21 protein-coding genes are annotated in these 26,445 nt (G+C 58.6%); 14 read left to right on the forward strand and 7 right to left on the reverse strand.

Going from position 1 to position 26,445, the window contains the following annotated elements; all coding sequences use genetic code 11:
- Positions 1–4: 4 nt before the first annotated feature.
- Positions 5–568: a MarR family winged helix-turn-helix transcriptional regulator gene (locus tag GAO09_RS13185; RefSeq protein ID WP_153354466.1), complete on the reverse strand. Its 564-nt coding sequence runs from the start codon at positions 566–568 to the stop codon at positions 5–7.
- A gap of 121 nt (positions 569–689) precedes the next feature.
- Between GAO09_RS13185 and GAO09_RS13190 the strand changes: the two genes are divergently transcribed.
- From GAO09_RS13190 to GAO09_RS13205, 4 genes are all read left to right on the forward strand, one after another.
- A complete protein-coding gene (locus GAO09_RS13190) occupies positions 690–2,189 on the forward strand; it encodes an MDR family MFS transporter (protein WP_209018707.1) in 1,500 nt (499 codons plus the stop codon).
- Between the two features lie 53 nt (positions 2,190–2,242).
- Positions 2,243–3,253 carry a ligase-associated DNA damage response exonuclease gene (locus GAO09_RS13195; protein WP_209018708.1) on the forward strand — a complete coding sequence of 337 codons (1,011 nt, stop codon included), beginning with the start codon at positions 2,243–2,245 and terminating at the stop codon, positions 3,251–3,253.
- Positions 3,253–4,887, forward strand: a complete 1,635-nt coding sequence (locus GAO09_RS13200) for a cisplatin damage response ATP-dependent DNA ligase (RefSeq protein ID WP_153354467.1) — start codon at positions 3,253–3,255, stop codon at positions 4,885–4,887. The genes GAO09_RS13195 and GAO09_RS13200 overlap by 1 nt, the downstream gene beginning before the upstream one ends.
- A gap of 179 nt (positions 4,888–5,066) precedes the next feature.
- Positions 5,067–6,167 (forward strand): hypothetical protein, encoded by a 1,101-nt coding sequence (locus GAO09_RS13205; RefSeq protein ID WP_153354468.1) that lies wholly within the window; start codon positions 5,067–5,069, stop codon positions 6,165–6,167.
- A 105-nt stretch (positions 6,168–6,272) separates the two neighbouring features.
- Here GAO09_RS13205 and GAO09_RS13210 read toward each other — a convergent pair whose 3' ends face one another.
- The 3 genes from GAO09_RS13210 to GAO09_RS13220 all read right to left on the reverse strand — a co-directional run bounded on the left by GAO09_RS13210 (position 6,273) and on the right by GAO09_RS13220 (position 11,819).
- Complete coding sequence (locus tag GAO09_RS13210) at positions 6,273–9,479, reverse strand: efflux RND transporter permease subunit (RefSeq protein WP_153354469.1); 3,207 nt, start codon at positions 9,477–9,479, stop codon at positions 6,273–6,275.
- Between the two features lie 124 nt (positions 9,480–9,603).
- Positions 9,604–10,782: an efflux RND transporter periplasmic adaptor subunit gene (locus GAO09_RS13215; RefSeq protein ID WP_153354470.1), complete on the reverse strand. Its 1,179-nt coding sequence runs from the start codon at positions 10,780–10,782 to the stop codon at positions 9,604–9,606.
- Positions 10,783–11,030: 248 nt separating this feature from the next.
- Positions 11,031–11,819 (reverse strand): alpha/beta hydrolase fold domain-containing protein, encoded by a 789-nt coding sequence (locus GAO09_RS13220; protein ID WP_153354471.1) that lies wholly within the window; start codon positions 11,817–11,819, stop codon positions 11,031–11,033.
- Between the two features lie 154 nt (positions 11,820–11,973).
- Here GAO09_RS13220 and GAO09_RS13225 point away from each other — a divergent pair, with 154 nt between their 5' ends.
- Positions 11,974–12,912, forward strand: a complete 939-nt coding sequence (locus tag GAO09_RS13225) for a LysR family transcriptional regulator (RefSeq protein WP_153354472.1) — start codon at positions 11,974–11,976, stop codon at positions 12,910–12,912.
- Positions 12,913–12,972: 60 nt separating this feature from the next.
- Here the strand turns inward: GAO09_RS13225 and GAO09_RS13230 are convergent, their stop codons facing one another.
- A complete protein-coding gene (locus GAO09_RS13230) occupies positions 12,973–14,370 on the reverse strand; it encodes an amino acid permease (RefSeq protein WP_153354473.1) in 1,398 nt (465 codons plus the stop codon).
- Between the two features lie 204 nt (positions 14,371–14,574).
- Here GAO09_RS13230 and GAO09_RS13235 point away from each other — a divergent pair, with 204 nt between their 5' ends.
- The 6 genes from GAO09_RS13235 (at position 14,575) to GAO09_RS13260 (ending at position 21,362) form a co-directional block, all read left to right on the forward strand.
- Positions 14,575–15,504 carry an ArsR/SmtB family transcription factor gene (locus GAO09_RS13235; RefSeq protein ID WP_153354474.1) on the forward strand — a complete coding sequence of 310 codons (930 nt, stop codon included), beginning with the start codon at positions 14,575–14,577 and terminating at the stop codon, positions 15,502–15,504.
- Positions 15,505–15,645: 141 nt separating this feature from the next.
- Positions 15,646–17,157 carry an arabinosylfuranosidase ArfA gene (gene arfA / locus GAO09_RS13240; RefSeq protein ID WP_112727457.1) on the forward strand — a complete coding sequence of 504 codons (1,512 nt, stop codon included), beginning with the start codon at positions 15,646–15,648 and terminating at the stop codon, positions 17,155–17,157.
- 8 nt (positions 17,158–17,165) lie between these two features.
- Positions 17,166–18,236 carry an ABC transporter ATP-binding protein gene (locus tag GAO09_RS13245; RefSeq protein WP_153354475.1) on the forward strand — a complete coding sequence of 357 codons (1,071 nt, stop codon included), beginning with the start codon at positions 17,166–17,168 and terminating at the stop codon, positions 18,234–18,236.
- A gap of 84 nt (positions 18,237–18,320) precedes the next feature.
- Positions 18,321–19,589: an extracellular solute-binding protein gene (locus GAO09_RS13250; protein ID WP_153354476.1), complete on the forward strand. Its 1,269-nt coding sequence runs from the start codon at positions 18,321–18,323 to the stop codon at positions 19,587–19,589.
- 67 nt (positions 19,590–19,656) lie between these two features.
- Positions 19,657–20,535 carry a carbohydrate ABC transporter permease gene (locus tag GAO09_RS13255; RefSeq protein ID WP_153354585.1) on the forward strand — a complete coding sequence of 293 codons (879 nt, stop codon included), beginning with the start codon at positions 19,657–19,659 and terminating at the stop codon, positions 20,533–20,535.
- Positions 20,532–21,362, forward strand: a complete 831-nt coding sequence (locus GAO09_RS13260; protein WP_153354477.1) for a carbohydrate ABC transporter permease — start codon at positions 20,532–20,534, stop codon at positions 21,360–21,362. Before GAO09_RS13255 ends, GAO09_RS13260 begins: the two co-directional genes overlap by 4 nt.
- 18 nt (positions 21,363–21,380) lie before the next feature.
- Here GAO09_RS13260 and GAO09_RS13265 read toward each other — a convergent pair whose 3' ends face one another.
- Both GAO09_RS13265 and GAO09_RS13270 read right to left on the reverse strand, forming a co-directional pair.
- Positions 21,381–22,145, reverse strand: coding sequence for a sugar phosphate isomerase/epimerase family protein (locus GAO09_RS13265; RefSeq protein ID WP_153354478.1), 765 nt, complete (start codon positions 22,143–22,145; stop codon positions 21,381–21,383).
- Between the two features lie 281 nt (positions 22,146–22,426).
- Positions 22,427–23,320 (reverse strand): helix-turn-helix domain-containing protein, encoded by an 894-nt coding sequence (locus GAO09_RS13270; protein WP_324184893.1) that lies wholly within the window; start codon positions 23,318–23,320, stop codon positions 22,427–22,429.
- An 85-nt stretch (positions 23,321–23,405) separates the two neighbouring features.
- Here GAO09_RS13270 and GAO09_RS13275 point away from each other — a divergent pair, with 85 nt between their 5' ends.
- The 3 genes from GAO09_RS13275 (at position 23,406) to GAO09_RS13285 (ending at position 26,441) form a co-directional block, all read left to right on the forward strand.
- Positions 23,406–24,680 carry an ABC transporter substrate-binding protein gene (locus tag GAO09_RS13275; RefSeq protein ID WP_153354480.1) on the forward strand — a complete coding sequence of 425 codons (1,275 nt, stop codon included), beginning with the start codon at positions 23,406–23,408 and terminating at the stop codon, positions 24,678–24,680.
- Positions 24,681–24,747: 67 nt separating this feature from the next.
- On the forward strand, positions 24,748–25,608 hold the full coding sequence (locus GAO09_RS13280) for a carbohydrate ABC transporter permease (protein ID WP_153354481.1): 861 nt from the start codon (positions 24,748–24,750) through the stop codon (positions 25,606–25,608).
- Positions 25,605–26,441, forward strand: coding sequence for a carbohydrate ABC transporter permease (locus tag GAO09_RS13285; RefSeq protein ID WP_153354482.1), 837 nt, complete (start codon positions 25,605–25,607; stop codon positions 26,439–26,441). The genes GAO09_RS13280 and GAO09_RS13285 overlap by 4 nt, the downstream gene beginning before the upstream one ends.
- Positions 26,442–26,445 lie beyond the last annotated feature (4 nt).

Genomic DNA, 26,445 nt, shown 5'->3' on the forward strand with positions numbered 1-26,445 from the left:
TTTTTCAAGGATGAGGCGGCAGGCCAGCCGGTTCCCCGGCCTTGTCGGTGGACTGATAAATATCCTCAAATCCATCCACGAAACGGGCAAACAGGCGGGCGAAATCCTGCCGGTCCTGCTCGCTCCAGTCGCCGGTCATCTTTTCGATAAGGCCGTGTTTGACGCTGCGGATTTCGCTCAGCAAAGTGTTGCCGAGTTCCGTCGGCGCAATCAGTGAGCGGCGACCATCTTCCTGTGACGCGTCGCGCCGCAATATTCCGCGCGTTACCAGATCCGCAACCAGTCGGCTGCCGCGCGACGGATCGATACGCATGGCATCGGCGATCGCCCCAACCGTGACTTCTTCTCCCGCCTGCGCGATCCGTCGGCTGACATCGAGCACGTCCAGGTCCGTCAGTTCCAAGCCCGGCGCCACATTGGCAATGGCAATACGGCCGACAATGCGCCGACCGGTCAGAAAACGCATGCGCGTCAGCGTCTGGCCGATGTCGATGATGACATCGTCGTGTACCGGTTGCTCAACGGGCTGCGGCGATAGAGGCTTTTGGGGCGGCGTGGTCTTTGTCATGCAGGCTTTGTAGCAAATCTGAACGTGACATTGAACAAGTAAATGCATATCGCAAAAATGTGCTGTTGACTATTATATGCTAAAGGCACATAAATTCGTCAGCTCTAGCGAAAGTTCCCCCATGGACATGTCACAGCCGGCGTTTCAGTCGCTGGTGGCCGACCCCCGTCGGCGCCTGCTTCTCTTCTTTTTCCTGATGTTTTCCATGTTCATGGCGACGCTGGACAACCAGATCGTCTCGACCGCACTTCCCACAATCGTCGGCGAGTTCGGCCAACTGGAGCGTTTCGGCTGGATCGGCTCGTCCTATCTTTTGGCGAGCAGTGCCGTTATGCCGGTTTACGGCAAGCTTGGAGATCTTTTTGGCCGCAAATACGTGATGATCGCGGCGATCACGCTGTTCACCATCGGCTCGCTTATCTGCGGTCTGGCCTGGTCGATGGAATCGCTGATCGCGGCGCGTATCTTTCAGGGACTTGGCGGCGGCGGCATTCTGGTCTCGATCTTCTCCGTCAATGCCGACCTGTTCGAGCCGCGCGAACGGGCGAAATACCAGAGCTATACCAGCCTCGTCATCATGGCGTCCGGCAGTGTCGGGCCGCTGCTCGGAGGCACGATGAGCGATCTTTTTGGCTGGCGTTCGATCTTTCTCATCAACCTGCCGATCGGCATCGTTGTGCTGACCGGCCTCGTTATTCTTCTGCCCTACAAGCGGCCGGAGCGGCAGCCGAAGATCGATTACCTCGGCGCAATGCTTCTGGCCGCCGCCATTTCGTGTTTTGTCCTGTTTGCCGATAGCGGCGAGCTGTTTGGATCGATTATTTCCGTCGAAAGCCTGATCGTTGTGGCCTTGTGTGCTATCTGCATCGGCCTTTGGGTGGCGGTGGAAAAGCGCGCCGCAGAGCCGATCGTGCCCCTGCGGCTGTTCAAGGATTCGACCTTCACCCTGTCGCTGATCATTTCCGCGACCAGTGGTTCTGTCGCAATCGGCATGGTCAATTATTTCGCACTGTTTTTGCAAACGACGACGGGACTTTCGCCAACCGTTGCCGGGTCCTTCTTCATCGCGGTCACGGTTGGCCTCGTGATTGGCTCCATTTCCGCCGGTCGGCTGATTGCCATGACGGGACGTTACAAGCCTTTCCTCGTGCTCGGCCTGTCGCTCAATTGCGTCTCGCTTGGCATCTTTTCGCAACTGCATGCCGGCACGTCACTTTATGTCATCTTGCTTGTCATGCTGTTTCAGGGGCTGGCAGTGGGTTTCGGCCAGCAGGCCCCGGTCATCGCCGTGCAGAATTCTGTGCCGAGAGGCGATATCGGCACGGCAACCGGCACGGTGACGCTTATGCGCATGGGCGGGGCGGCCATCGCCATTTCCATCTATGGCGCCATCATCGCCGCCGGTCTCAGGGGCGCGCAGGTGGCTATCCCTGGTGTTGCCGATATCCATTCGCTAACGCCAAAGCTGATGGCGGCGCTGCCGGAGGCCTCGCGTGCTGCCGTTGCGGCAATCTATGCCGGTGCCTTCACCAACATGTTCCTGACCGCATCGGGCATCGCGGCGCTCGGCCTGATCGCTGCCATCGCGATGAAGAATGTGCGTCTGCCGTTTCGCGGCTGAACCGCACTTGGCAAAACCTCGCCAAAGCCTCGGGGTCGCCCTATCTCGATAGGATGAAACCCGAGGCCCTGCTTCATCCCACGCCCGCCGGACTTTTTTGCCCCGTCGGCGGTTTTTACATCGATCCGGTGCGTCCTGTTGAGCGGGCACTGATCACCCACGGCCATTCCGACCATGCGCGCGCCGGCCATCGCCATGTGCTGGCGACGCGCCAGACGCTGGACATCATGCGCATTCGTTACGGCGAGGATTGTTGCGAAAGCGAGCAGGCGGCGGAGTTCGGCGAAATTCTTGATGTCGGTGGTGTTACGGTCAGCTTCCACCCGGCTGGGCATGTGTTGGGATCGGCCCAGATCGCCGTTGAAAAAGACGGTCTGCGTATCGTCGCGTCAGGCGATTACAAGCGCGGCACCGATCCCACCTGCGCTTCGTTTGAGCCGGTAAAATGCGATGTCTTCATCACCGAAGCGACCTTTGGCCTGCCGGTCTTCCATCATCCCGAACCGCGTGGCGAGATCGCCAAGCTGCTTCGTTCTATCGAACAGTTTCCCGACCGCACGCATCTGGTCGGCGCCTATTCGCTCGGCAAGGCGCAGCGGGTTATCCGGTTGATCCGCGATTGCGGCTGGGAAGAACCGATCTATATCCATGGCGCGCTGGCAAAGCTCTGCGATTATTATGTCGGCCAAGGTATCGAGCTTGGCGACCTGCGCCCGGCGACGATCGACAAGAGCACGCCGGATCTGTTCAAGGGCGCCATCGTCGTCGGCCCGCCTTCGGCCTTTCAGGATCGCTGGGCCCGGCGGTTCAACGAACCGCTGATCTCCTTTGCCTCGGGCTGGATGATGGTGCGGCAACGCGCCAAACAGGGCGGCGTCGAACTGCCGTTGGTGATTTCCGACCATTGCGACTGGCCGGAACTGCTGGAGACGATCAAGGAAATTGCACCATCCGAAGTCTGGGTGACGCATGGGCGCGAGGAGGCGCTGGTGCGCTGGTGCGAGCTGCAGGGCATTCCGGCCAAGCCGTTGCATCTGGTCGGCTATGAAGATGAGGGGGATTGATGAAAGCCTTCGCCACCCTTCTCGATCGCCTCGTCCTCACCCCATCCCGCAATGGCAAGCTGAAACTGCTTGCCGATTATTTTCGCACGGTACCGGATCCGGACCGTGGTTATGGTCTTGCCGCCATTGCCGGCACGCTCGATCTCAAAAGTGTCAAACCCGCCATGCTGCGTGAACTCGTCATGGAGCGCATGGACGAGGTTCTGTTCCGATATTCCTATGATTATGTCGGCGACCTTGCCGAAACCATTGCGCTGGTCTGGGATGGCGGCTCCAAGGAGCGTGTGGACGACACAAAACAACCGAGTCTCAGCGAAGTCGTCACCCGCATGAATGCGCTCGGCCGCACAGAAGTGCGTTCCGCGGTGCGCGACTTGCTCGATCATCTGGATCCATCCGCGCGCTTCGCCTTCCTGAAACTGGCGACCGGGGGCTTGCGCATCGGCGTGTCGGCCCGGCTTGCCAAGCAGGCATTGTCGGATATGTCAGGCAAGGATGTGACGGAGATCGAAACGCTCTGGCACGGTCTGGCGCCACCTTACGAACCGCTGTTCGCCTGGCTGGAGGGCAAGGCGGATAAACCTGTTTTGGCTACGCCCGCCATCTTCCATTCGGTCATGCTCGCCAATCCGGTTGAGGATGGCGACCTCCAGAAGCTCGATCCTGCCGATTATGCCGCCGAATGGAAATGGGACGGTATTCGTGTGCAGATGTCGAGCTACGGCGGCACGAAAAAACTCTATTCCCGTTCCGGCGATGACATCACCGGTGCCTTTCCCGATATCGTCGATGCCATCAATTTTGATGGCGTTATCGACGGAGAATTGCTGGTCGGCGGCACAGCGCGCTCCAACAATCCGACGCGCACGTTTTCCGACCTGCAACAGCGCCTCAACCGCAAGACGGTCACAGCAAAAATGCTGGATGATTATCCGGCTTTCGTGCGCGCCTATGATCTGCTGTTCGAAGGTGATGCCGACATTCGAGCGCAGACTTTTCTCGAGCGCCGTGGGCGTCTCGCGGACATCATCACCCGCGCCCCGCATGATCGGTTCGACCTTTCCGATCTGGTGCCGTTCAGGACCTGGGATGAGCTTGAGGCGCTGCGGCGTGATCCGCCCGATCCGGTTATCGAAGGGGTGATGATCAAGAAAAAGGATAGTGTCTATCAGGCCGGCCGCCTTAAGGGGCCTTGGTTCAAGTGGAAGCGCGATCCGTTCAACATCGATGCCGTCATGCTGTATGCGCAACGCGGTCATGGCAAGCGATCGAGCTATTACTCCGATTTCACCTTCGGCGTCTGGGCCGATGGGCCGGATGGCGAGCAGCTGGTGCCGGTCGGCAAGGCCTATTTCGGTTTTACCGATGCCGAGCTGGAAGTGCTCGACAAGTTCGTGCGCGACAATACCGTGGATCGTTTCGGGCCGGTGCGAGCCGTGAAGGCGCAACCGGATTTCGGTTTTGTACTGGAAGTGGCGTTCGAAGGCATCAACCGCTCAACCCGTCACAAGTCCGGCGTCGCCATGCGATTTCCGCGTATCGCGAGGCTGCGGCAGGACAAGCTGCCGCGCGACGCCGATCGCCTGTCGACGCTGACGGCGATGATCGATGCGCGTGAAGGCGGCAAAGGGTAAAAACCGCATCTGCTAATCTATGGGTTGTCGATTTCGGCCAGTGCGCTATTTCGGCGCTGGCTATTCTGCCATTCCCAACCGGGTTGCCGACATTTTCTGTTCGGTATCCTCTTCCCCTCATTGGCAATTTTCATATTGCCCGCATTCATGAACTGCGCCAGACGCAGTTGAGAGGCATCATGACCTTTCCCGAAATTTCGCTGCCAAGCCGTCCGCTGGCGCTGAAACAATCCTCGCTTTCGCTGCCGCGCGGCTATGCGATATCCCTGCCCATCGTTTTTCTGCTGACGGGGCTGCTGTTCTACTGGCAGGCGCCCAATCTGTGGCGCGACTATCAGATCAGCCAGAACCCGCTGGTCATGGAAGATGGTCGGCTGGTAGATGGCGAATGCAAGGTCCGCAAGGGCGTCTTCACCGATTGCGATGCCCGCGTTGCCTATACCTATCAGGGCAAGAGCTATGAGAGCGACACCCACATCTTTTTCGTGGATGCCCATTCCGGCAATTATGAAACCGATATCGTCATCTCGGCAGACAATCCGGAACTGGCGACACTCAGCCTCGGGCTGGACAAGCTCGAAAACCGTTTCATCTCCTTCGGCGTGCTGTTCGGTGTGTTTGCCATCATCTGCCTGATTTCCATCGTTCTCGGCGTTCGCACCTCCTATGCGCGCAGCCGGCTGACGACGCCGGCATTGTTGACGCCGGTGCCGGTTGAAATCGCGACCTACAAGGAAAGTTTCGGACGGTTGTTGGTGACCTATGCGGACAAGATCGCCGACGACAAGACCAAGCGCACGGCCTATAGCCGTTTCGCCAAGGGGCAGGAGCCGATCATCATCGGCGAGTTCGATGGTTCGCCCGTCGGGCTTGCGGTGCGTCACGGCAACACCGCCTATCCGGTCCTGCTCGATGCCGGGCTTGAACGCATCAAGATGACGGACGAGGAGCGGGCTGCAGCACTTGCCTCGATCGCGACAGCGCGCGAGACCGTTGCAGATGAACAACCGTCCTTGCGGGAACCGCCGAAAAAGGGGCGCTTCCTGCGTGTCATCATCGGTTTCCTGGCGATCATCCTCGTGATTGCCGGTTTGGTGCTGGGGTATTGGTACTGGTATGTAACCGCCGGTTACACGCAGTTCATGCAGGCCGGCATGGAGATCAACAACATGCTGCCGGCTCCGATGAACGAGTGGGGCTGCGACCAGTTGCAGAAGCGTTTCGGCGATCAGAACGCGCCTTACGGCTGCACGGCCAGCGACTTCAAGAGCTGGAAATAAAACGATGCCGCACGGGTCTGCGGTGGAAGACCCGTGCGGCAGATCGGGGCTGGCTTCACGTCCATGCGGCAGACAAGGACGTGACCCCGACCGGGAAGCAGCCTGTTATTCCGCCGGAGAGAGGGCGGGAGCTGCCTCCGAAGGATGTTGGCCTGCAGGCTCGTCCTTGTGCTGGATGAGCGGCCGGTTACCGGTCACTGCACGGGCCAACATGTAGAAGACCGGTGTCATGAAGATGCCGAAGAATGTCACCCCGATCATGCCGGAGAATACTGCGACACCCATTGCCGCACGCATTTCCGCGCCCGCACCGGTGGAGATGACCAGCGGCACGACACCCATGATGAAGGCCATGGAGGTCATCAGGATCGGACGAAGACGCAGACGGCTTGCTTCGACCGCGGCCTGCCACGGCGTTCGTCCTTCAAACTCCAGTTCGCGAGCGAATTCCACGATCAGGATCGCGTTTTTCGCCGATAGCCCCACCAGCACCACCAACCCGATCTGGGTGAAGATGTTGTTGTCGCCACCGGTCAGCCACACGCCGGTCAAGGCGGCCAGCACACCCATCGGTACGATCATGATGATGGCAAGCGGCAGCGTCAGGCTTTCATACTGGGCGGCCAGCACGAGGTAGACCAGAAGCAGCGCCAGCGGGAAAACGATGATGCTCGAATTGCCGGCAAGGATCTGCTGGTAGGTCAGGTCCGTCCACTCATAGTCCACGCCGGAGGGCAGAGTTTCGGCAAGGATCTTTTCCATCGCGGCCTGTGCCTGACCGGAGGAGAAGCCCGGTGCCGGTGCGCCATTGATGTCGGCGGCAAGGAAGCCGTTGTAACGCGTGGTGCGTTCCGGGCCTGCCGTTTCATCCACCTTGAGAAGCGCCGAAAGCGGGATCATCTGGCCCGATTGCGAGCGAACCTTCAGGTTGCCGATGTCATCCGCCTTGGCGCGGAATTTGGCATCGGCCTGAACGCGGACGCTGTAGGTGCGACCGAATGCGTTGAAGTCGTTTACATAAAGCGAGCCGAGATAGATCTGCAGCGTCTCAAAAACATCCGTCACAGACACGCCCAGCTGTTCGGCCTTGGCGCGATCAAGATCGGCGTAAAGCTGCGGCACGTTGATCTGGTAGCTGGAGAAGATGCCGGTGAGTTCAGGTGTCTGGTAAGCCTTGGCGATGACCGCCTTGGTCGCTTCGTCCAGCGTCTGGTAGCCGTAACCGGAGCGGTCCTCGATCTGCAGCTTGAAGCCGCCCGTGGTGCCGAGACCGTTGACCGGCGGCGGCGAGAAGATGGCGATGAACGCATCCTTGATACCGGCATATTGCCCGTTCAGCGCCATGGCGATGCCGTCACCGGAAAGCTCAGGCGTCTTGCGGTTTTCAAAATCGTCCAGCACGGCAAACACCACGCCGGAATTGGAACCATTGGTAAAGCCGTTGATGTTGAGGCCGGGGAAAGCGATTGCGTGTTTTACGCCCGGCTGCTTCAGAGCGATGTCGCTCATCTGCTTGATCACGTCTTCGGTGCGATCAAGCGTTGCGCCGTCCGGTAGCTGTGCGAAACCGACCAGATACTGCTTGTCCTGGCTCGGCACGAAACCACCCGGTACGGCATTAAACATGCTGTAGGTGAGGCCGACCAGCGCCACATAGATGACCATGACAAGGCTCTTGCGCGACAGAAGCCCGCCGACGGTGCGGCCATAACCGTTCGAGGCCTTGCCGAACACGCGGTTAAAGCCACGGAAGAACCAGCCGAACAGGAAATCCATGCCACGCGTCAAGCGATCCTTGGGAGCGTGATGACCCTTGAGGAGCAGGGCTGCCAATGCCGGCGAGAGCGTCAGCGAGTTGATCGCCGAGATCACGGTCGAGATGGCGATCGTCAGTGCGAACTGCCGGTAGAACTGGCCGGACAGGCCGGAAATGAAGGCAAGCGGCACGAAGACGGCGACGAGAACCAGCGCGATCGCGATGATCGGGCCGGACACTTCCTTCATGGCGCGATAGGTTGCTTCGCGTGGGCTATATCCGTTCTCGATGTTTCGTTCGACGTTTTCCACCACCACGATCGCATCATCGACGACGATACCGATCGCAAGGACAAGGCCGAACAGAGTGAGCGCGTTGACGGAAAAACCGAACATGTACATGACGGCAAAGGTACCGATGACCGAGACCGGGACGGCGATCAGCGGGATGATCGAGGCGCGCCATGTCTGCAGGAAGATGATGACGACGAGAACGACCAGCGCCACGGCTTCCAAGAGCGTGTCGATGACCTTTTCGATCGACGAGCGCACGAATTCGGTCGTGTCGTAGACGATTTCGTATTTCACGCCTTCCGGCATCGCCTTCTGAAGTTCGTCCATGGTGGCGCGAACCGTGTCGGCGATTTCGATCGAGTTGGAGCCCGGTGCCTGAAGCACGGGAATAGCGACGGCCGGTTGGCCATCGAGCAGCGAACGCAGCGTATAATCGGAGGCGCCGAGTTCGATACGGGCGACATCGCGCAGGCGGGTGATTTCGCCGTTTTCGCCGGTCTTGACGATGATATTGCCGAATTCTTCCGGCGTCTGCAGGCGGCCCTGTGCGTTGACGTTCAGCTGCAGATCGACGCCCGGCAGGCTCGGGGAGGCACCGATTATGCCGGCTGCGGCCTGCACGTTCTGGCCACGCACGGCATTGGTGATGTCGCTGGCGGCCAGCGAATGCTCGGCGGCTTTCTGCGGATCGATCCAGATGCGCATCGAATAGTCACCGGAGCCAAAAACCTGCACCTGGCCGACACCTTCGATACGGGCAAGGCGGTCCTTGATGTTCAAGGTCGCATAGTTGCGCAGATAGGTGAGGTCATAACGGTCGGTGGCCGACACGAGATTGACCACCATGATGAAGTCCGGTGAGGCCTTGATCGTGGTGATGCCGAGCGAGCGCACTTCCGTTGGAAGACGCGGCTCAGCCTGCGACACGCGGTTCTGTACCAACTGCTGTGCCTTGTCCGGGTCGGTGCCCAGCTTGAAGGTCACGGTCAGCGTCAGCACGCCATCGGATGTCGCCTGGCTGGACATGTAGAGCATGTCCTCGACGCCGTTGATCTGTTCCTCAAGCGGTGTCGCCACCGTTTCGGCGATAACCGTCGGGTTGGCGCCGGGATAGGTGGCGCGCACCACCACGGACGGCGGCACGACCTCGGGATATTCGGAAATTGGCAGCGCGCGCATGCCAAGCAGGCCGGCCACCACGATCAGCACCGACAGCACGCCGGCAAACACCGGGCGGTCGATGAAAAATCTGGAAATGTTCATGACGAAACCCTCTCTCCAGGGGTAAAGCAAGGCACAGAAGTCTCCAACCCGCAGTCAGATGACTGCGGGCGACCCAGGCCCCGTTGATGGAAAACCGACCGGACTGCCGCCGGTCGTTATGCTGTTATTTCGATGCCAGTTTCGCGTCTTCTTCCGGGGCCACGACGGCACCGGGACGAATACGCTGCAGGCCGCTGGTGACGATGCGATCGCCCGGCTTCAGGCCGCTTTCAACGATGCGCATGCCATCAACAGCCGAACCGAGCTGTACGGGGCGATAGGCGACCGTGTTGCCCTGATCGAGCACGAAGACGAATTTCTTGTCCTGATCTGTGCCGACGGCCTTTTCGCTGATCAGAAGATGATATTCTTCCTTCGGCTGGCCCATGCGCACCCGCACGAACTGGCCAGCGATCAGCCGTCCGTCACCATTGCCGAACTCGGCGCGAACCCGGATCGTGCCGCTGGCGGCATTCACCTGGTTGTCGATCAATTGCAGCTTGCCACGGATCGGTTCGGCATTGGCGGCCAGTGTCGTCACCTCCACCGGAACCTTGTCGAGCGCCGGAATACCGTTTTCGACCGGAACTTCGGACAGGATACGGGCGACCAGTTCTTCGCTTGCGTCAAAGCTTGCATAGATAGGATTGATCGAAACGATGGTCGTCAGCGGCGTGGAGGCAGAACCCTGGGCCACGAGATTGCCGACGGTCACCTCGATCCTGCCGGCGCGGCCGGAGATGGGCGCGCGGATCTGGGTGTAATCGAGGTTGAGCTGAGCCACGGTCAGCGCCGCCTTTGCCGACTGAAGGCTTGCCAGCGTATCCTGCTGGGTGCTTTGACGCTGCGCGAAATCACTCTGCGAAATAGTATTTTTCGCAGACAACGTCTTGCCGCGTTCCAGTTCGGTATTGGCCAGTTCCAGCTTGGCTTCAGCCGAGGCGACGAGGCCCTGCGCTTCCGCGACTGCCGCCTGATAAGGGGCAGGATCGATGCTGAACAGCAGGTCGCCTTCCTTCACCAAACCACCTTCGCGGAAGTGGACGGACTGGATGGCGCCGGCAACGCGCGGGCGCAGTTGCACGCGGTCAACAGCTTCCAGACGGCCGGAAAATTCCTGCCATGTGGTGACGCTGCGCGGCTCGACAGACGCAACCTTGACCGGCACGGCCGGAGCGGCAGCGGCCGCAGGTGCGGCAACTGCGCCCTTCGGCGCGTCGAGATAAAAGGCGCCGCCTGCAATGAGCGCAGCAACGCTCAGTCCGGAACCCCACAGGGCCCAGTTCTTGATCTTCGATGTCATTTTTCTCTCCTGGCGGACGCGAGCCGCCTGATCGTTCAACTCAAATGGGTGCCGAGGCTTGATCAGGACAAAGAACCGGTGTCGGCGGCATGGCATGCCTCCGCAAATTCCTTGTTCTTGATGCCGGGATTGGCCTGATCGGAGATCAGTGCCTCAGCCTAAAACTCAAAATTCCGCAGTATTCATGATGGGTCTCCTTCGACCTTGGGAATTTTCATGCCTGTATGGATCGGGTGCCGAACCTGCTGTCAGTGCAGCGTTTCGACAAACCCGGTAAACTCTGAGCACAAGGAAGGAAGCCATTTGCCGGTTCCCTCCTTGTAGACACTTGTCCAGCCGCAATCGGCCGAAAAGATACGCTGGCGCACGGTCACACCGCTTGCCTTGAGGCGATCCGAATAACCGATCACCTCGTCACGCAGCGGATCGTCTTCGGAAGTGACGATCAACGCCGGCGCCAGATTGTTCAAACGCGAACACAGGCAAGGTGCGGCATAGGGATGCTGGAAGAAGGAACCGATATATTGGCTCCACCCGTCCGACCATTTTTCACGCATTCCAACCTTGTCGGCCTCACGAAACGATGCCGAGGTCATTTTCGGATCGATCATCGGCGAAAAAAGCATCTGGCCTTTCAATTCGCCGGGCAAAAGATCCCGTGCCTTCAACGCCACGCCGGCTGCCACGTTGCCACCGGCTTCATCCCCCGCCACAAAAAGCGGTGACTTGGCGCTGCCGAACTGCTTGCGTCGGCTCGAAAGACAGACCAGCGCCTGAAATGCGCAGTCCATCGCCTGCGGAAACATGTTCTGCGAGGCGATCGCATAATCCGCTTCCAGCACCACGGCTCCGGTTTCCGCCAGTGCCTTGGCTATCGGCCGCTCGGCCTCGCCCCGGTCGCGGTCCAGAAAGGCACGGCCCCGGAGGTAAAGTACGATCGGCGCAATCTTAGACGCACGCGTGCCGTCATAAAGGCGCATGGGTACAGGCGGTGTCACCGACCTGTCGAAAACGATGTTTTCCCATTGCGCTGTCATGATTGCCTCGAGCCGCATTGTCTAAACACGGACTGGGTTGCCGAAAATTCTGATCCTGATATTATTGTTCCATTCAAAACGCACAAGCATGCGTTTCGCGGCAACACTGTTCCGAATTTACGGATAATGCTGCGATGCACCCGGAGGGCCTTTGATGGATCAACTTTCAGCAATGCGTGTTTTCGTCCGGGTCGTCGAAACCGGCAATTTTACAAGGGCCGCAACCGCACTCGATATGCCGAAGACGACGGTGACCAATATGGTGCAGTCGCTGGAGGCGCATCTGCGTACCACGCTGCTCAATCGTACCACCCGGCGTGTCATGGTGACAACGGATGGCGCGCTCTATTACGAGCGGGCTATTCAGATTCTTTCAGAAATCGAAGAGCTGGACGGCTCCATGTCGAATTCACAAACACAGCCGTCGGGGCGTTTGCGTGTCGAAATGGCCGGCGCCTTTGCCGATCTTATTGTCATTCCGAACCTTTGTGACTTCTACAAACGGTATCCGCAGATCCAGCTGGATATCGGTGTCGGTGACCGACTGGTCGATTATATCGCCGAGAACGTCGATTGCGCGCTGCGTGGCGGCACACCGACCGATCAGTCGTTGATCGCCCGCAAGGTGGGCGAACTCAAGTTACGGACGTTTGCGGCACCTTTTTATATCGAAAATTTTGGTGAGCCGACAAACCCGCGTGAGCTGGAAGAAAAGCATTTTTCTGTCGGTTATCTCAATGCGACACTCGGCCGTGTGCTCAGCATGGAATTTTGCCGCGGCGATGAGGTCGTCGAGATCAACCCGCGTTATGTCGTGTCGGTCAACGATGCCCGCTCCTATCTCAATGCCATGATCGCGGGAATTGGTGTCGGTCAGTCCCTAGGCTTCATGGTGAATGATGCGGTTGAGCGCGGCGAACTGGTCGAGATCATGACCGACTGGGATTGCGAGACCCTGCCGCTCTACATCGTCTATCCGCAGACCCGCCATCTCAGCAATAAGGTGCGCGTATTCGTCGATTGGCTTGCCAAGCTGGTTCAAGGCCTCAAGGATGGTGACCAGGCCCTGCCGCCCATGCGCAAGGCTGGCTAGGCATAGTCTGCGGCGCCACCTGTGCCGCCGGTAAACCGGTGGGGTGGCGCCGCAACCGGTTTACCGGCGCTTCAGGATCTTGGTTGCGAGATAGGCAACCGCCAGAAGGACGAACCATACCGGCGTGACCTTCAGTGCCGTTGCTGTATCGGCTTCCTGTCCCAGCGCCCACAGCACGAAAGCGAAGAATGCGAACACCATGACGACGGCGGCATTGCCGCCCGGCATCTTGAAGGAGGATTTTTCGTGCAGGTCCGGCCTCTGGCGACGATACTGGACATAGGATGCCAGAATGATCGACCAGATGAAGATGAAGAGCAGTGCTGAAATCGTCGTGACGATGGTGAAGGCTTCGAGCAGGCTCTGGCCGGCATAGAGCATAACGACGCCGGACAGCAGGAAGATGCAGGAAAAGAACAGCGCATTGGCCGGCACCTTGCGTCGGTTGAGCTGGCCGAGTGCCTTGGGAGCGAGCCCATCGGTGGCAAGGCCAAAGATCATGCGCGAAGTGGAATAGATGCCGGAATTGGCGCTCGATGTCGCCGATGTCAGCACCACGAAGTTGACGACATGGGCGGCAATGCCGAGTCCGGCCAATGAGAACATCGCCACGAACGGGCTGCTGTTCGGGTCGACCTGGTTCCACGGGATGACCGAGATGATGACAAACAGCGCACCGAGATAAAACAGCACGACGCGGATAGGGATCGAGTTGATAGCCTTCGGCAGACTGGTTTCCGGATCCTTGGCTTCGGCCGCGGCGGTGCCGACCAGTTCGATGCCCACGAAGGCAAAGATGGCGATCTGGAAACCGGCCACGAAACCGGCAAACCCGTTCGGGAAGAAGCCGCCATGCGCCCAGATATTGCTGACGGCCGCGGCAGAGCCGTTCGGCAGCGTGAAGCCCGAAATCAGCATCGCAACGCCGGCAACGATCAGCACGCAGATGGCGACGATCTTGATCAGCGCGAACCAGAACTCGATTTCACCGAAATTACGCACCGTCGGCAGGTTGAGGCACAGTAGCGTCAGAATAAGGCCGATGGCCGGAATCCAGAGCGCAAGTTCGGGAAACCAGAAGGAGATGTAACCTGAAACCGCCACAACATCGGCAACGCCGGTCACGATCCAGCACAGCCAATAGGTCCAGCCGGTAAAGAACTGCGCCCAAGGCCCGAGATAATGCCCGGCGAAATCGGCGAACGAGCGGTACTCCAGGTTAGAGAGCAGCAATTCGCCCAGCGCGCGCATAACGAAAAACAGCATGAACCCGATGATCGCGTAAACCAGCAGGATGGAAGGTCCGGCGAGCGAAATCGTCTTTCCCGACCCCATGAACAGGCCGGTGCCGATCGCGCCGCCGATGGCCAGCAATTGCAGGTGACGGTTGGAAAGGTTACGCGCCAGATGGCTTTCTTCGGCAGGGATTGCCGCAGGCTTATTCGTATCAACACTCATCGGGAAAAAGGACTCGCTGCTTGTCTGAACTGTATGCGTGATCGTTCATAGATAATTTCACGCCCAGTCAACACATGAACGCAGATTATCGGCATGAACCGGTTTCGCGGGCGCATCCGTTCTGTTCTCACCGAAACAAAAATCTGTATATAAATCAAAAAATACGATATAAAGGGCTGATTTCCCGTTATCCAGGTCGCGCAGATGAACCGAAATTTTCTCGTTATCGATCCGGAAAAAGATCTGGCCGCGATCAAGGGCGTATCGTCGCTTGCGCGTATCAAACTGTTGAAGGAACTGGCGAAAAGTCCCGGCATCAATATCAACGATCTCGCCCGGATATCCGGTTTTCCGCAATCCTCGGTTTCCACCCATCTTCAGGTTCTGGAAAAGGCCGGGCTGGTGCGCACCGAGCTGCAGAAGGCCCGCAAGGGAAATCAAAAGATCTGTTTCGCTGTTTACGATGAACTCATCGTCAGCTTTCATTCCAATGAAAGAGCGCTGTCTGCCAATGTCATCGAAGTCTCGATGCCGCTTGGTCTCTATACCAACAATGCCGTGACAGGCCCCTGCGGCATCTGTTCGACCGAAGGTATCATCGGCCTTCTGGATGTGCCGGAAACCTTCATGGACCCGGAGCGGATGAAGACCAGCCTCTTGTGGTTCACCAGCGGTTTTGTTGAATACCAGTTTCCCAACAATGCCAAACTTCGCGGCGATAGCATTGAAATCATTGAGATTTCCATGGAGGTCAGCTCCGAGGTTCCAGGCACGCTCGCCAATTGGCCGTCCGATATCGTGGTGTCCATCAATGGCAAGGAACTCGGGATCTGGACCTCGCCGGGCGATTTTGGCGATCGCCGTGGTGCCTATACGCCGGCATGGTGGAAGCTCAAGGGATCGCAATACGGCCCACTGAAAACATGGTCGGTCGGTCCATCGGGCACCTTCGTCGATGGCCACCGCATATCGGATATCACCGCCGCCGATCTCGAACTCGACAGTCACCGCTCCGTGCGTTTGCGTGTCGAGGTGAAGGCCGATGGCAAACATCCGGGCGGCATCAACATCTTTGGCCGCGGTTTCGGCAATTATGATCAGGACATCATTCTTCGTTTGATGACAAAGAGTTAAGTTGTTTCAAGAGTGTTCATGCGCGCTCTGTTTGTGCAGTGCAGCGCATTCTCCCCATTGACGCTTGGTTCAGATTGGGAAAGTCTATCAAAAAATACGATGTATATCGATTTTTCGATAGGGTTTTTGGAGGAGAGCTCAATGAAGGCACGTGTCGCCGTTCACCGCGATTTCAAGATCAGCGATATCGATCAACGGCTGTATTCGGCCTTCATCGAACATATGGGCCGCGCCATTTATGGCGGCATCTACGAGCCCGGCCATCCCAATGCCGATGCCAACGGTTTCCGCACAGACGTCCTGAAATTCGTGCAGGATCTAAAAATTCCGGCGATCCGTTATCCGGGCGGCAATTTCGTTTCCGCCTATCGCTGGGAAGACGGGATCGGCCCGCGCGATCAGCGCCCGGTGCGCCTCGATCTCGCATGGCGTTCCAAGGAAACCAACCAGATCGGCATCAACGAATTCGCCGATTGGGCGGATATGGCCGGTATCGAGATGATGCTGGCGGTGAACCTCGGTTCGCGCGGACTGGAAGATGCCCGCAACTTTCTCGAGTACGTGAATTTTCCAGCCGACACGACATGGAGCGACCTGCGCCGCTCGCATGGCCGCAAGGATGGTTATGACGTGAAAATGTGGTGCCTGGGCAACGAGATGGACGGTCCCTGGCAAATTGGCCACAAGGTTGCGACGGAATACGGTCGTCTTGCCAACGAAACGGCAAAGGCCTTCAAGGGCTTCGACAGCACGATAGAGGCGATCGTTTGCGGCAGTTCCAATGATGGCATGGCCACCTACCCTGAATGGGAGCGTGAAGTTCTCGAAGAGTGCTACGAGAATGTCGATTACATCTCGCTGCACAAATACTTTGGCAATTCCAGCAAGGACACGCTGAACTATTTTGGCAAGATCGAGGAGACCGGTCGTTACATCCAGACCATCGCCGGTACGATCGATTACGTGAAGTCAAAGAAGCGTGCCAAGAACGACGTGCATATCTGCTTCGACGAATGGAATGTCTGGTACCATATCCGCGAGGAAGACAGCCATCGCTGGCGCACATGGGATTGGCCGGAAGCGCCCGCACTTCTGGAAGAAACCTATAATTTCGAAGATGCGCTGTTTGTCGCTGGCCTGCTCAACGAGTTCATCCGCCGCTCCGACCGCGTCCGCATCGCCTGCATCGCGCAGCTGGTCAATGTCATTGCGCCGATCCGCGCCGAAAAGAACGGTCCGGCTTGGCGCCAGACCATCTACCATCCCTATCGTTTCGCCTCGATTTTCGGCCGTGGCGAAGCGCTGCGTGTGGCCGTCGATGCGCCGACCTATGATTGCCAGGTGGCCGACGACGTTTCCTATCTGGATGTCGCCGCGGTTCGCAACCGTGACGAGGGCCTGCTGACGCTGTTCGTGGTCAACCGTCACCTGACGGAAAAGGCCGAGCTCGATGTCAGCCTTACCGGCTTTGCCGATATCTCGCTCTATGAACACCACGCCATGGAAGGCTACAATCTCACCGACACCAACGGTCCGGACAAGCCGGATCATGTCGTGCCGAAGGCGGGCAACGGTGTTGGCGTGGAGGATGGCAATCTCAAGGGCGCAATCGCTCCGCTTTCCTATCACGTCTTCCGGCTGAAGGTTTCGTGAGGCCTGGCATGGGGATCACGCTTCGCAATGTCAGCAAGAGTTTTGGCGCACTCGGCGTCGTGCATGATGTCAGTCTGGATATTCCGACAGGGGATTTTGCCGTCTTCGTCGGGCCCTCGGGCTGCGGAAAGTCGACGCTTCTGCGCATGATCGCAGGGCTGGAGGAGACAACGGCAGGCTCGATTTCGATCGAAGGCCGGGATGTCACCGAGGTCGAACCGGCAAAGCGCGAAGTCGCGATGGTTTTTCAGTCCTACGCGCTTTATCCGCATCTCACCGTGTTCGAAAACATGGCCTTCTCTTTGCGCCTGAAAAAGACGCCGAAGGCACAGGTCAACGACATGGTGCAGGAAGCGGCGCGCATCCTGCACCTGGAGGAACAACTCCAGAAACGGCCATCCGAACTGTCGGGCGGCCAACGCCAGCGCGTGGCCATCGGCCGGGCGATCGTGCGCAAGCCAAAGGTGTTCCTGTTCGACGAGCCACTCTCCAATCTCGACGCCGAGTTGCGGGTGCAGATGCGTCTGGAACTGGCCAAACTGCATAGAGAGATCGGCGCCACGATGATCTATGTCACCCATGATCAGGTGGAGGCGATGACGCTGGCTGACCGGATCTTCGTGTTGAAAAAAGGCGTGCTGCAGCAAGCGGGAAAACCACTCGATCTCTACGACGATCCGCATAATCAGTTCGTCGGCGGTTTCATCGGCTCGCCGGCCATGAACTTTTTGCCCGGTCGCGTGGTCGCCCGGCAGGGTGGTATGATCCGGGTCGCGCTCGATGGGCTTGGCACGGAACTGTCGGCTAAATCGGATGCGAGCGTGGCCGAAGGAACGGCGATCAAGATCGGTATCCGGCCCGAACATCTGGTCCCGACGGAAGGTGGTTTCGAAGCGGTGGTGGACATGGCCGAGGATCTCGGCGGCGTTTCTTATCTGCATGCGCGACTGGCAACCGGCAAGGACATCGTCGTCGAGCTGCGTGGCCGCCGCGAAAATTTCGATGGCAGAAAGATATCGCTTTCGGCGGATGCAGGGGAGGTTCTGCTGTTCGCCGAGGACGGCAGCCGGCTGCGATAGGAGATCGCGCCGGAGCAAGGGAATGGCAGGCATTTCAACCCGCCACCTTCGGGAGAGGTGGCTTCGTGATGGAGGACACCTCGAATGTTGTGCAGAAAGTTTTTCGCGGCAACCGCGATCGCCCTTATGTCCGTGCCGGCAATGGCTGCGGAAAACATCACCTGGTGGGATTTCTTTTCCGGCGGTGACGGCGTGCGCATGAAAGCGCTGATCACCCGCTTCAACGCGGAACACCCGGATATCAAGATCACCGGCACCACGCTGGAATGGGGTGTGCCGTTCTACACCAAGGTGCGCACGGCTGTCGCGGTGGGGCAGGGGCCTGACGTGATGACCTACCATCTGTCGCGCATGCCGCTGGGCCTGAAGGAAGGCGTGCTCGACGAAGTCACCGACAAGGATCTGACCGATGCCGGTCTGACCAAGGACAGCTTTTTCCCCGCCGCACTGCAGGCCGCCAGCGGCGATGATGGCAAGCTGCATGCGGTGCCGTTCGATATCCATTCGATCGTGCTCTACTACAACACCAAGTTCCTCGAAGGCTCGAAATTTCTCGATGGCAATGGCAAGCTGACCGGCATCAGCAACCTCAAGGATTTCGAGGAGGCGCTGGCCTATGCCAAGGAGAAGGGCGCAGAAGCGCCGGTTTCTTATGCCACCGGTGATGATGGCGCCACCTACCGCGTTTTCTACACGCTGTTCCGGCAGCTGGGCGGTGAGTTGATCACCGGCAACGAGGTTCTGGCCGGCGACAACCTCCAGAAAGCCGCCAAGGCGATCGAGGTGATGACAAACTGGCAGACCAATGAGTGGCAGCCGGAACAGGCGGAATATGAAGCCTCGGTGGCGCTGTTCACCTCCGGCAAATCAGCTTTTTCGCTGAACGGCGTCTGGGAAGTGCCGACCATGGTCGATCTCGAAAAGAAGGGCTCGCTCGGCTACAAGTGGGGTGCAGTGCAGGTGCCGAACCTGATGGGCACGCAGACCACATGGGCGGATTCGCATTCCTTCGCCATTCCCGCCAACAACAAGCTGACACCGGAAAAACGCAAGGCCGTGATGACGGTGATCGGCTGGATGGAAAAGAACGCCATCGCCTGGGCGGATGCAGGCCATATACCGGCCTTCAAGCCGGTGGCCGAAAGCGCTGAATTCAAGAAGATGGAGCCGAACGCCACCTATGCGGCGCTGGCAGATACCGCATCCTACGATCCACGCTCATCGATCGCCGGTGTCGGTTCACCGATCTATGATGCCGCCATCAACATCATCTCGCCCGCCATTCACGGTTATGCGGAGCCGATGGCCGCCGCCGAGCAGATGAAATCCGACCTTCAGAACGTGTTGAAGTGACACCGTCAGCCGTGGTCGCTGGTTTCCGGCGGCCACTCTTTCGAGCATGGAGGTTGAAGACGTGGCAATGCTGACAAATCGGCGCAAGGAAATGGCGGTGGCCGCTTCGCTTGTCGCACCCTTCGTGCTGACGTTTGCGCTGGTCTTTCTGTATCCGGCGATCCGGCTGGTGGTGTTGAGCTTTACCAACAGTCCGCTGATCGGCGCGGGTGAGTGGGTCGGATTCGACAATTTTACTCGCCTTCTATCGGACAAGCTGTTTCTGACCTCGCTCAAGAACAACGGTTACTTCGTCTTTCTGACGGTCATCCCGACAACGGCGATCGCGCTCTGCATCGCGTTGATGATCAACCGGCTGCGCGGCTCGTTGCAGGCTTTGGCGCTTGCCATTTTTTTCCTGCCTTACATCCTGCCGGTTTCGGTGGTCACGCAGATATGGACGTGGATGCTGGATTTTCAGTTCGGCGTTCTGCAGCCTGTCATCGCGTTTTTCTTCGGAAAATCCGTGGCGGTGTTCAAGAACCCCTACTGGGTCATGCCGACGGTGGCGATGGTCACCATCTGGTGGACAAACGGTTTTAACGTCCTGCTGTTCATCGCGGGCCTGCGCAATATTCCAAAGGATTATTACGAGGCAGCCCAGCTCGATGGCGCCACGCGCACGCAGCTTTTCCGCCGGGTCACCTGGCCGCTTCTGTGGCCGGTCACGGCGCTGGTGCTGACATTGCAGATGATCCTGCAACTGAAGATTTTTGACCAGATCTATCTGCTCACCAAGGGCGGGCCATTCAACTCGTCCTATGTCATGCTGCTGATGGTCTATCGCGAAGCCTTTCAGCTCAATCACGGCGGTTATGCCTCGGCCATCGCGCTGGTGCTGTTCATCGTCATCGCGGCCTTCTCCGTGCTGCAATATCAACTTCTTCGCGCCGGAGGCCGCCGATGACATCGTTGCGCAAATTCGAAAATGGTGTGCTGACGATCGGCACTTTCGCCGCTGCCGCCTTGTGGATTTTTCCGCTCTACTGGGCCTTCATCACCTCGATGCGCTCGGAAGACCGCGTCGTTTCCAAGGAAGCCGGCGTCCTTCCCGACGAGTTCAATCCGGCCGCCTATATCGACATTCTCTGGAACACCAATCTCGTCAGCTGGTACATCAACTCGATCGGCACGGCGGTCATCATCACCTTTACCGTCATCGTATCGGGCATGATGTGCGCCTATGCCATCTCGCAAATGCGCTTCCCGGGCCGTCGTATTCTGTATGGCGTTGTGCTCGCTAGTTTCATGGTGCCGTCGCAGGCGCTTGTCGTCACGCAGTTCATCCTGATGAACGATATGGGGCTGATCAACACATGGGCCGGCATCATCCTGCCGCAGCTGATCGTGCCGGTGGTCATCATCGTCTACAAGCAGTTCTTCGATGCCGTGCCGAAGGAGATGCGCGAGGCCGTCGTGCTGGACGGCGGCGGCGACTATACGCTGCTGTTCAAGGTCTATCTGCCGCTCAACTGGGGCATTACCACGGCGCTTGGCATCATCACCTTCATCATGGCGTGGAACCAGTTTCTCTGGCCTTTTCTCGCCGTCACCACCGAAGACAAGATGACCATTCCGGTCGGTATCACCCAGGTCAATGATGCTTTTGGCGTGTTTTACGCGCGCCTGATGTCGGTTGCCCTTCTCGGCGCCATGCCTGTCGCCATCGCGTACCTGATTTTCCAGAAGAAGGTGACGGAAGCAGTGATGATCTCGTCCGGCGTGAAGGGCTGACCGCTTCACACTCACCGATCAAAGAACGTTGCGGCTGTCATAGCGTGAGAGGTAGGCAAAGCTGCGCTTGGCAAACTCCGCCGGGTCGGGCGGGTTGTCATGCTCCACGACCAGCGTGCGGGCCCCGCATTCCACGGCAGCCCGTAGCAGGATCGGCCAGACAAGCAGGCCGGATCCGAGATTGCGCCAGCCACCCTCGTGATCGGCGTCGGGTCCCACATCCTTGATGTGTGCGGAGGCCAGCCGCCGCCGAAAACGTTTCAACCATTCCATTGGATCGGCGCCGGCACGCCTGATCCAGCCGATATCGGCCTGCCATTCGAGATCCGTTCCGGATGCAGCACGGAAAAGGTCTTCCAGGCCACAACGTCCGGATTTCAGCGGTATAAAACCGTGCTCGCCGTTGTGGTAACCAAGGCTTATGCCCTGGCATGAAAACAACTCGGTCAGTGCGCCGAGCTTCTCTCCCGCCTTTTGCCAGGCCGCTGCCTCCCGAGGATCCTGCATCGGCAGGCGTGTTGCAAAGACGCTGGTGATGCCGGCTGCGAGACAGGCCTCGGCGATTGGTGCAGGATCGTGCTGCAACCTCGCCATGCTGATATGGACGGCAGAACAGGTCAGCCCGAAGCGCGCGAGATGTTCCCCAAGATCCGTGCCTGATACCAGCTGCTCCTCCAGAGCCTCAACGCGCGTGAAGCCGGCCGCCTGCGTCGCGGCAAGCTGCGCGTCGAGACCTCCGAGGCTTCGCATCGAGTGCAACTGGAGGGAAAACAGGTTCATCATGACGAAAGGATGCCCGCAGATGGCGTCGTGCCGCCCATCAGTTTATCACAGCGCGTTCACCACGCTCTCCATCACTATGGGCAGTATTCACGGTTTTGGCCTTGTCCTGTCCGATCCCTCTGGTTGGGTTGCCACAGGAGGTAAGGCTGGAGACGACAAAGGTCATCGTCGCGATGGGGACGAAATCTGTTTTCACGGTTCGATCCTTCGGAGAGAACACACCAAATGAAATTAGGGCGGAGGGGGAAGCGGACCAGAGGCGGTATGCCTGCACATGTGGATCAAACCGTCGCAGACGCACGTGTGTCGCGGCGGAAATCCGATGGGGGCATGCCGGCCGTGGAGCGAAAGGCCTTGTTGAAGGCGCTCACGGAGCCGAAGCCGCTGTCCATCGCCACCTGCAAAATGCTGTCGCCGCTATGCATCAGCTTCGCCTGGGCATGGGAGAGCCTGAGCAGCGTCAGGTATTTGATCAGCGTCATGCCCGTCGATTTACGAAACAGGTTCATCGCGTATTTGGGGTGAAGACCAGCCGCATCTGCAATGTCGGTAGCATCTACCTCCTCCAGAAAATTGGCGGCGATGAAATCGCATATTTTTACCACAGCGGGTGACGGCGCGCCGGTTTCCGTCGCCGCGCCATCCAACTTCCCGGATGAAACTGTCTCGTAGGGCTCCATGAAAATCCGCTGGATGCGCAACAGCAGTTCTTCCACGGCATGTTGGGCCTTTGCCTCCTCGCCCGATGTCACGTAGTGAAACCAGCGCGGAAAGTTTTCCCGGTCGGCGGCATCGGTCTGCGATGTCAGCATGGTCGTGCCGCCCATCAGCATGGCGGATACGGCAGCCGGCAGTCGCATGCGGAAAAAATGCACCAGCGGCAGATGCGCGCCGGCATAGATGGAATCGCGTGAGGATTCGTTCATCTGGTGCGGCTGCCCGCCCCAGAACAGGCCAATCTGCCCGGCCGATAGAGTCAACTCATGCCCGCCCATGCGGTAATGCACATGGCCGCGCATGATGTAATTGACCTCCACCTGCGCGTGCCAGTGGGGCCGCAGCATGATGCGCGGATGGCCGTGGAAAAATTGCAGCGTCGTCGGCATGCCCTCGATGCTGCTGGCGCCGGGTTGATAGAACGCATTCTCGCCGATCTTACTTTTCGCCAAGTCCACATGCCCTTCTAACGAGACAGGATGTCACCAATCGGTAATCTGCACATGTTCGTGGAGGAACAGCAATTGAAAAGGGAGGTTTTCAATGGGCTACAGGTTTCTTGGCGCGACGGTATCGCTTGCTCTTTTGGCAGGTGGACCGGCAGCCGCGCAGTCGACGGAAATCACCATCTGGAGCTGGAACGTTGCCGCCTCGGCACTGAAGTCCACTCTGGAGGGTTTCAATAAGAAATACCCAGACATCAAGGTGACGGTGCAGGATCTCGGCAACGACCAGGTTTTCGACAAGGCACTGGCCGCCTGTGCGGCGGGTGGTGACGGCCTGCCGGATATCGTGACGATCGAGAATTTCGAGGCGGAACTGTTCTGGAACCGTTTTCCGGATTGTTTCACCGATCTGACGGCACTCGGCTACACGCCTGAAATGCAGGCGCTTTTCCCCGAATTCAAACGGACCGAACTGGAGGTCGATGGTGCGGCCTATTCCATGCCCTGGGATTCAGGGCCGGTCACAGTCTTCTATCGCCGTGATTTTTATGAAAAGGCAGGCGTCGATCCGGCAACGATCAAGACCTGGGACGATTTCCTCGCGGCTGGCAAGAAGGTCATGGAGGCCAACCCCGGTACGGTGATGGCGCAGGCCGATTTCAACGGTGACAGCGAATGGTTCCGCATGCTCGCCAATGAGCAGGGCTGCGGTTACTTTTCGACCGATGGTCAGTCGATCACCATCAACAAGCCGGCCTGCGTCGCCACGCTCGACAAGATCAAGCAGATGAAGGATGCAGGCATCATCACTGCCGCCATCTGGGACGAAAAGATCCAGGCGAATACCGCAGGCCGCACTGCCAGCCAGGTTTTCGGTGCCTGGTATGAAGGCACGATACGCTCCGGTTCTCCGGACCTTGCTGGAAAATGGGGTGTCTATCCCATGCCGAGCCTGACGGCGGACGGGCCGCATGCCGCCAATCTCGGTGGTTCGTCGCTTGCCATCAGCGAGGTTTCCGAAAACAAGGAGGCCGCGTTCAAGTTTGTGGAATATGCGCTGACCAGCAATGAAGGCCAGGTGACGATGCTGAAATCCTTCGGCCTCGTTCCCTCGCTTCTGTCGGCGATCGACGATCCGTTCGTTAAGGAAAAGCAACCCTATTGGGGTGATCAGGCGGTGTGGACGGATATCCTTTCCACCCTGCCCAAGATCAAACCGGCGCGCGGCACTGCATTCCAGGCAGATGCGGATGGTGTCTACAAGGCGGTTCAGGCGAAATATTTCGCCAATGGCTATCCTGATGCCAAGACCGCGCTCGACGATGCCGCCAAGCAGATCGAAACGGCCACCGGCCTTCCCATCGCGGAATGAGCAAACGGGCCGGGTGTTTTTCCAATGCCCGGCCCAAACTCCCCGCCGACGATGACCGGAGGATACCATGCGTATGCAGAGCAGGATCGCCTATGCGTTCCTGGCCCCTTATCTGCTGATCTTCGCCACCTTCTGGCTGTGGCCGATCATCAGTTCTTTCCTGATCTCTTTCCAGAATACCCGCGTCAATCCGTGGCGGTTCGCGCCTTCGATGAACTGGGGCCGGCTGGTCGGCGACCCGGCTTTTTATAACGCGCTCTACAACACGCTGATCATTCTCGTCATTCAGGTGCCGGTGATGATTGCGCTCGCCACCGTCATGGCGGTTCTGCTCAATTCCCCGCTCCTGAAGGCGCGGCCGCTGTATCGTTTCGCCTTTTTCGCCCCTGTCGTGGTGGGCGAGGTTGCCTATGCCGCAGTGTTTCGGCTGATGTTCAGTGCTGATTTCGGCATCATCAACAAGATCATCGGCACGGTCGGTCTGGCACCCGTCTCGTGGTTCGACAATGGCACGGCGGCGATGGCGCTGGTCATCATGGCGGTCACCTGGCGCTGGGCCGGTTACAACGCCATCATCATTCTCGCCGGCCTGCAATCCATTCCCGGCGATGTTTATGAGGCGGCAACGCTCGATCGCGTGGGCAAGGTGCAGCAGTTCTTTCACATCACGCTGCCGCTCCTGAAACCCATCATCCTGTTCTGCATCGTGCTTTCAGTTATCGGCACCATGCAATTGTTTGCCGAACCTTTCCTCATCACCAATCGCGGTGGGCCGGGTGGGGCGACCGAAACGCTGGGCCTGCTGCTTTACCGGCAGGGCTTTACCTCGCTCAATTTCGGTTACGCCTCGGCAATCGCCTATACGATCGCGGCGCTCGCCGTTGCCATCTCGCTGCTCAATCTGTTTTTCGGGAGGGAGGCGAAATGAGATCGAAATCCCGTTCTCTGCTGATGCGCCGCCTGGTGCTGCACGCAGCGCTCACGCCGCTTGCCATCATCTGGCTGTTTCCGCTGTGGATGATGTTGGTGTTCTCGACCATGTCGGATTACGGCATTTTCAGCCCCGATATCGTGCTGGTGCCGTCGACGCAGTTCATCGAGAATTTTCAAAACCTGCAGGCCGATACGGATTTCCTGCGGGCGATGTTCATCTCCATCACCGTCGCCGTCATCTACACCATTCTGTCGGTGATGCTGACCTCGATGGCCGGTTGGGCCTTGGCTCGCTACCGGTTCGCCGGGCGCTCCGTCGTCATCGCCATCATTCTCGGCACAATCACGCTGCCCTTCGCCGTCGTCGTCATTCCGCAATTCATCATGGTGGCGCGCGAGTTCAGGCTCGCCAACACATGGGTGGCGCTCATCGTACCGCCGCTGTTCAATTCGCTTGGCGTGCTCTTTATGCGGCAGGCATTTTCGATGATGCCGTCCGAACTGTTCGATGCCGCCCGTGTGGAAGGCGTCAAGGAATGGCGGATCTTCCTGCATATCGCCCTGCCGCTGGCGCGGCCGACCATGGCGGCGCTGTCGATCATCCTCTTCCTAGCCTCGTGGAACAATTATCTCTGGCCGCTGCTGATCAATTCCAAGCCGGGCATGATGACGGCGCCGGTGGCGCTCGGCACGCTGATCGGCCTCACCAAGGTTTCGTGGGGCGGGATCATGGCGGGGGCGGTGCTGCTCACCGCGCCGATCCTTTTCGTCTTCATCTTCCTGCAGCGTCATTTCATTTCCGGCATCACGGCCGGCGCAGTCAAGTAAACGG

This window comes from Endobacterium cereale (genome assembly GCF_009617585.1).
In the GTDB taxonomy this organism is placed as follows: domain Bacteria; phylum Pseudomonadota; class Alphaproteobacteria; order Rhizobiales; family Rhizobiaceae; genus Neorhizobium; species Neorhizobium cereale.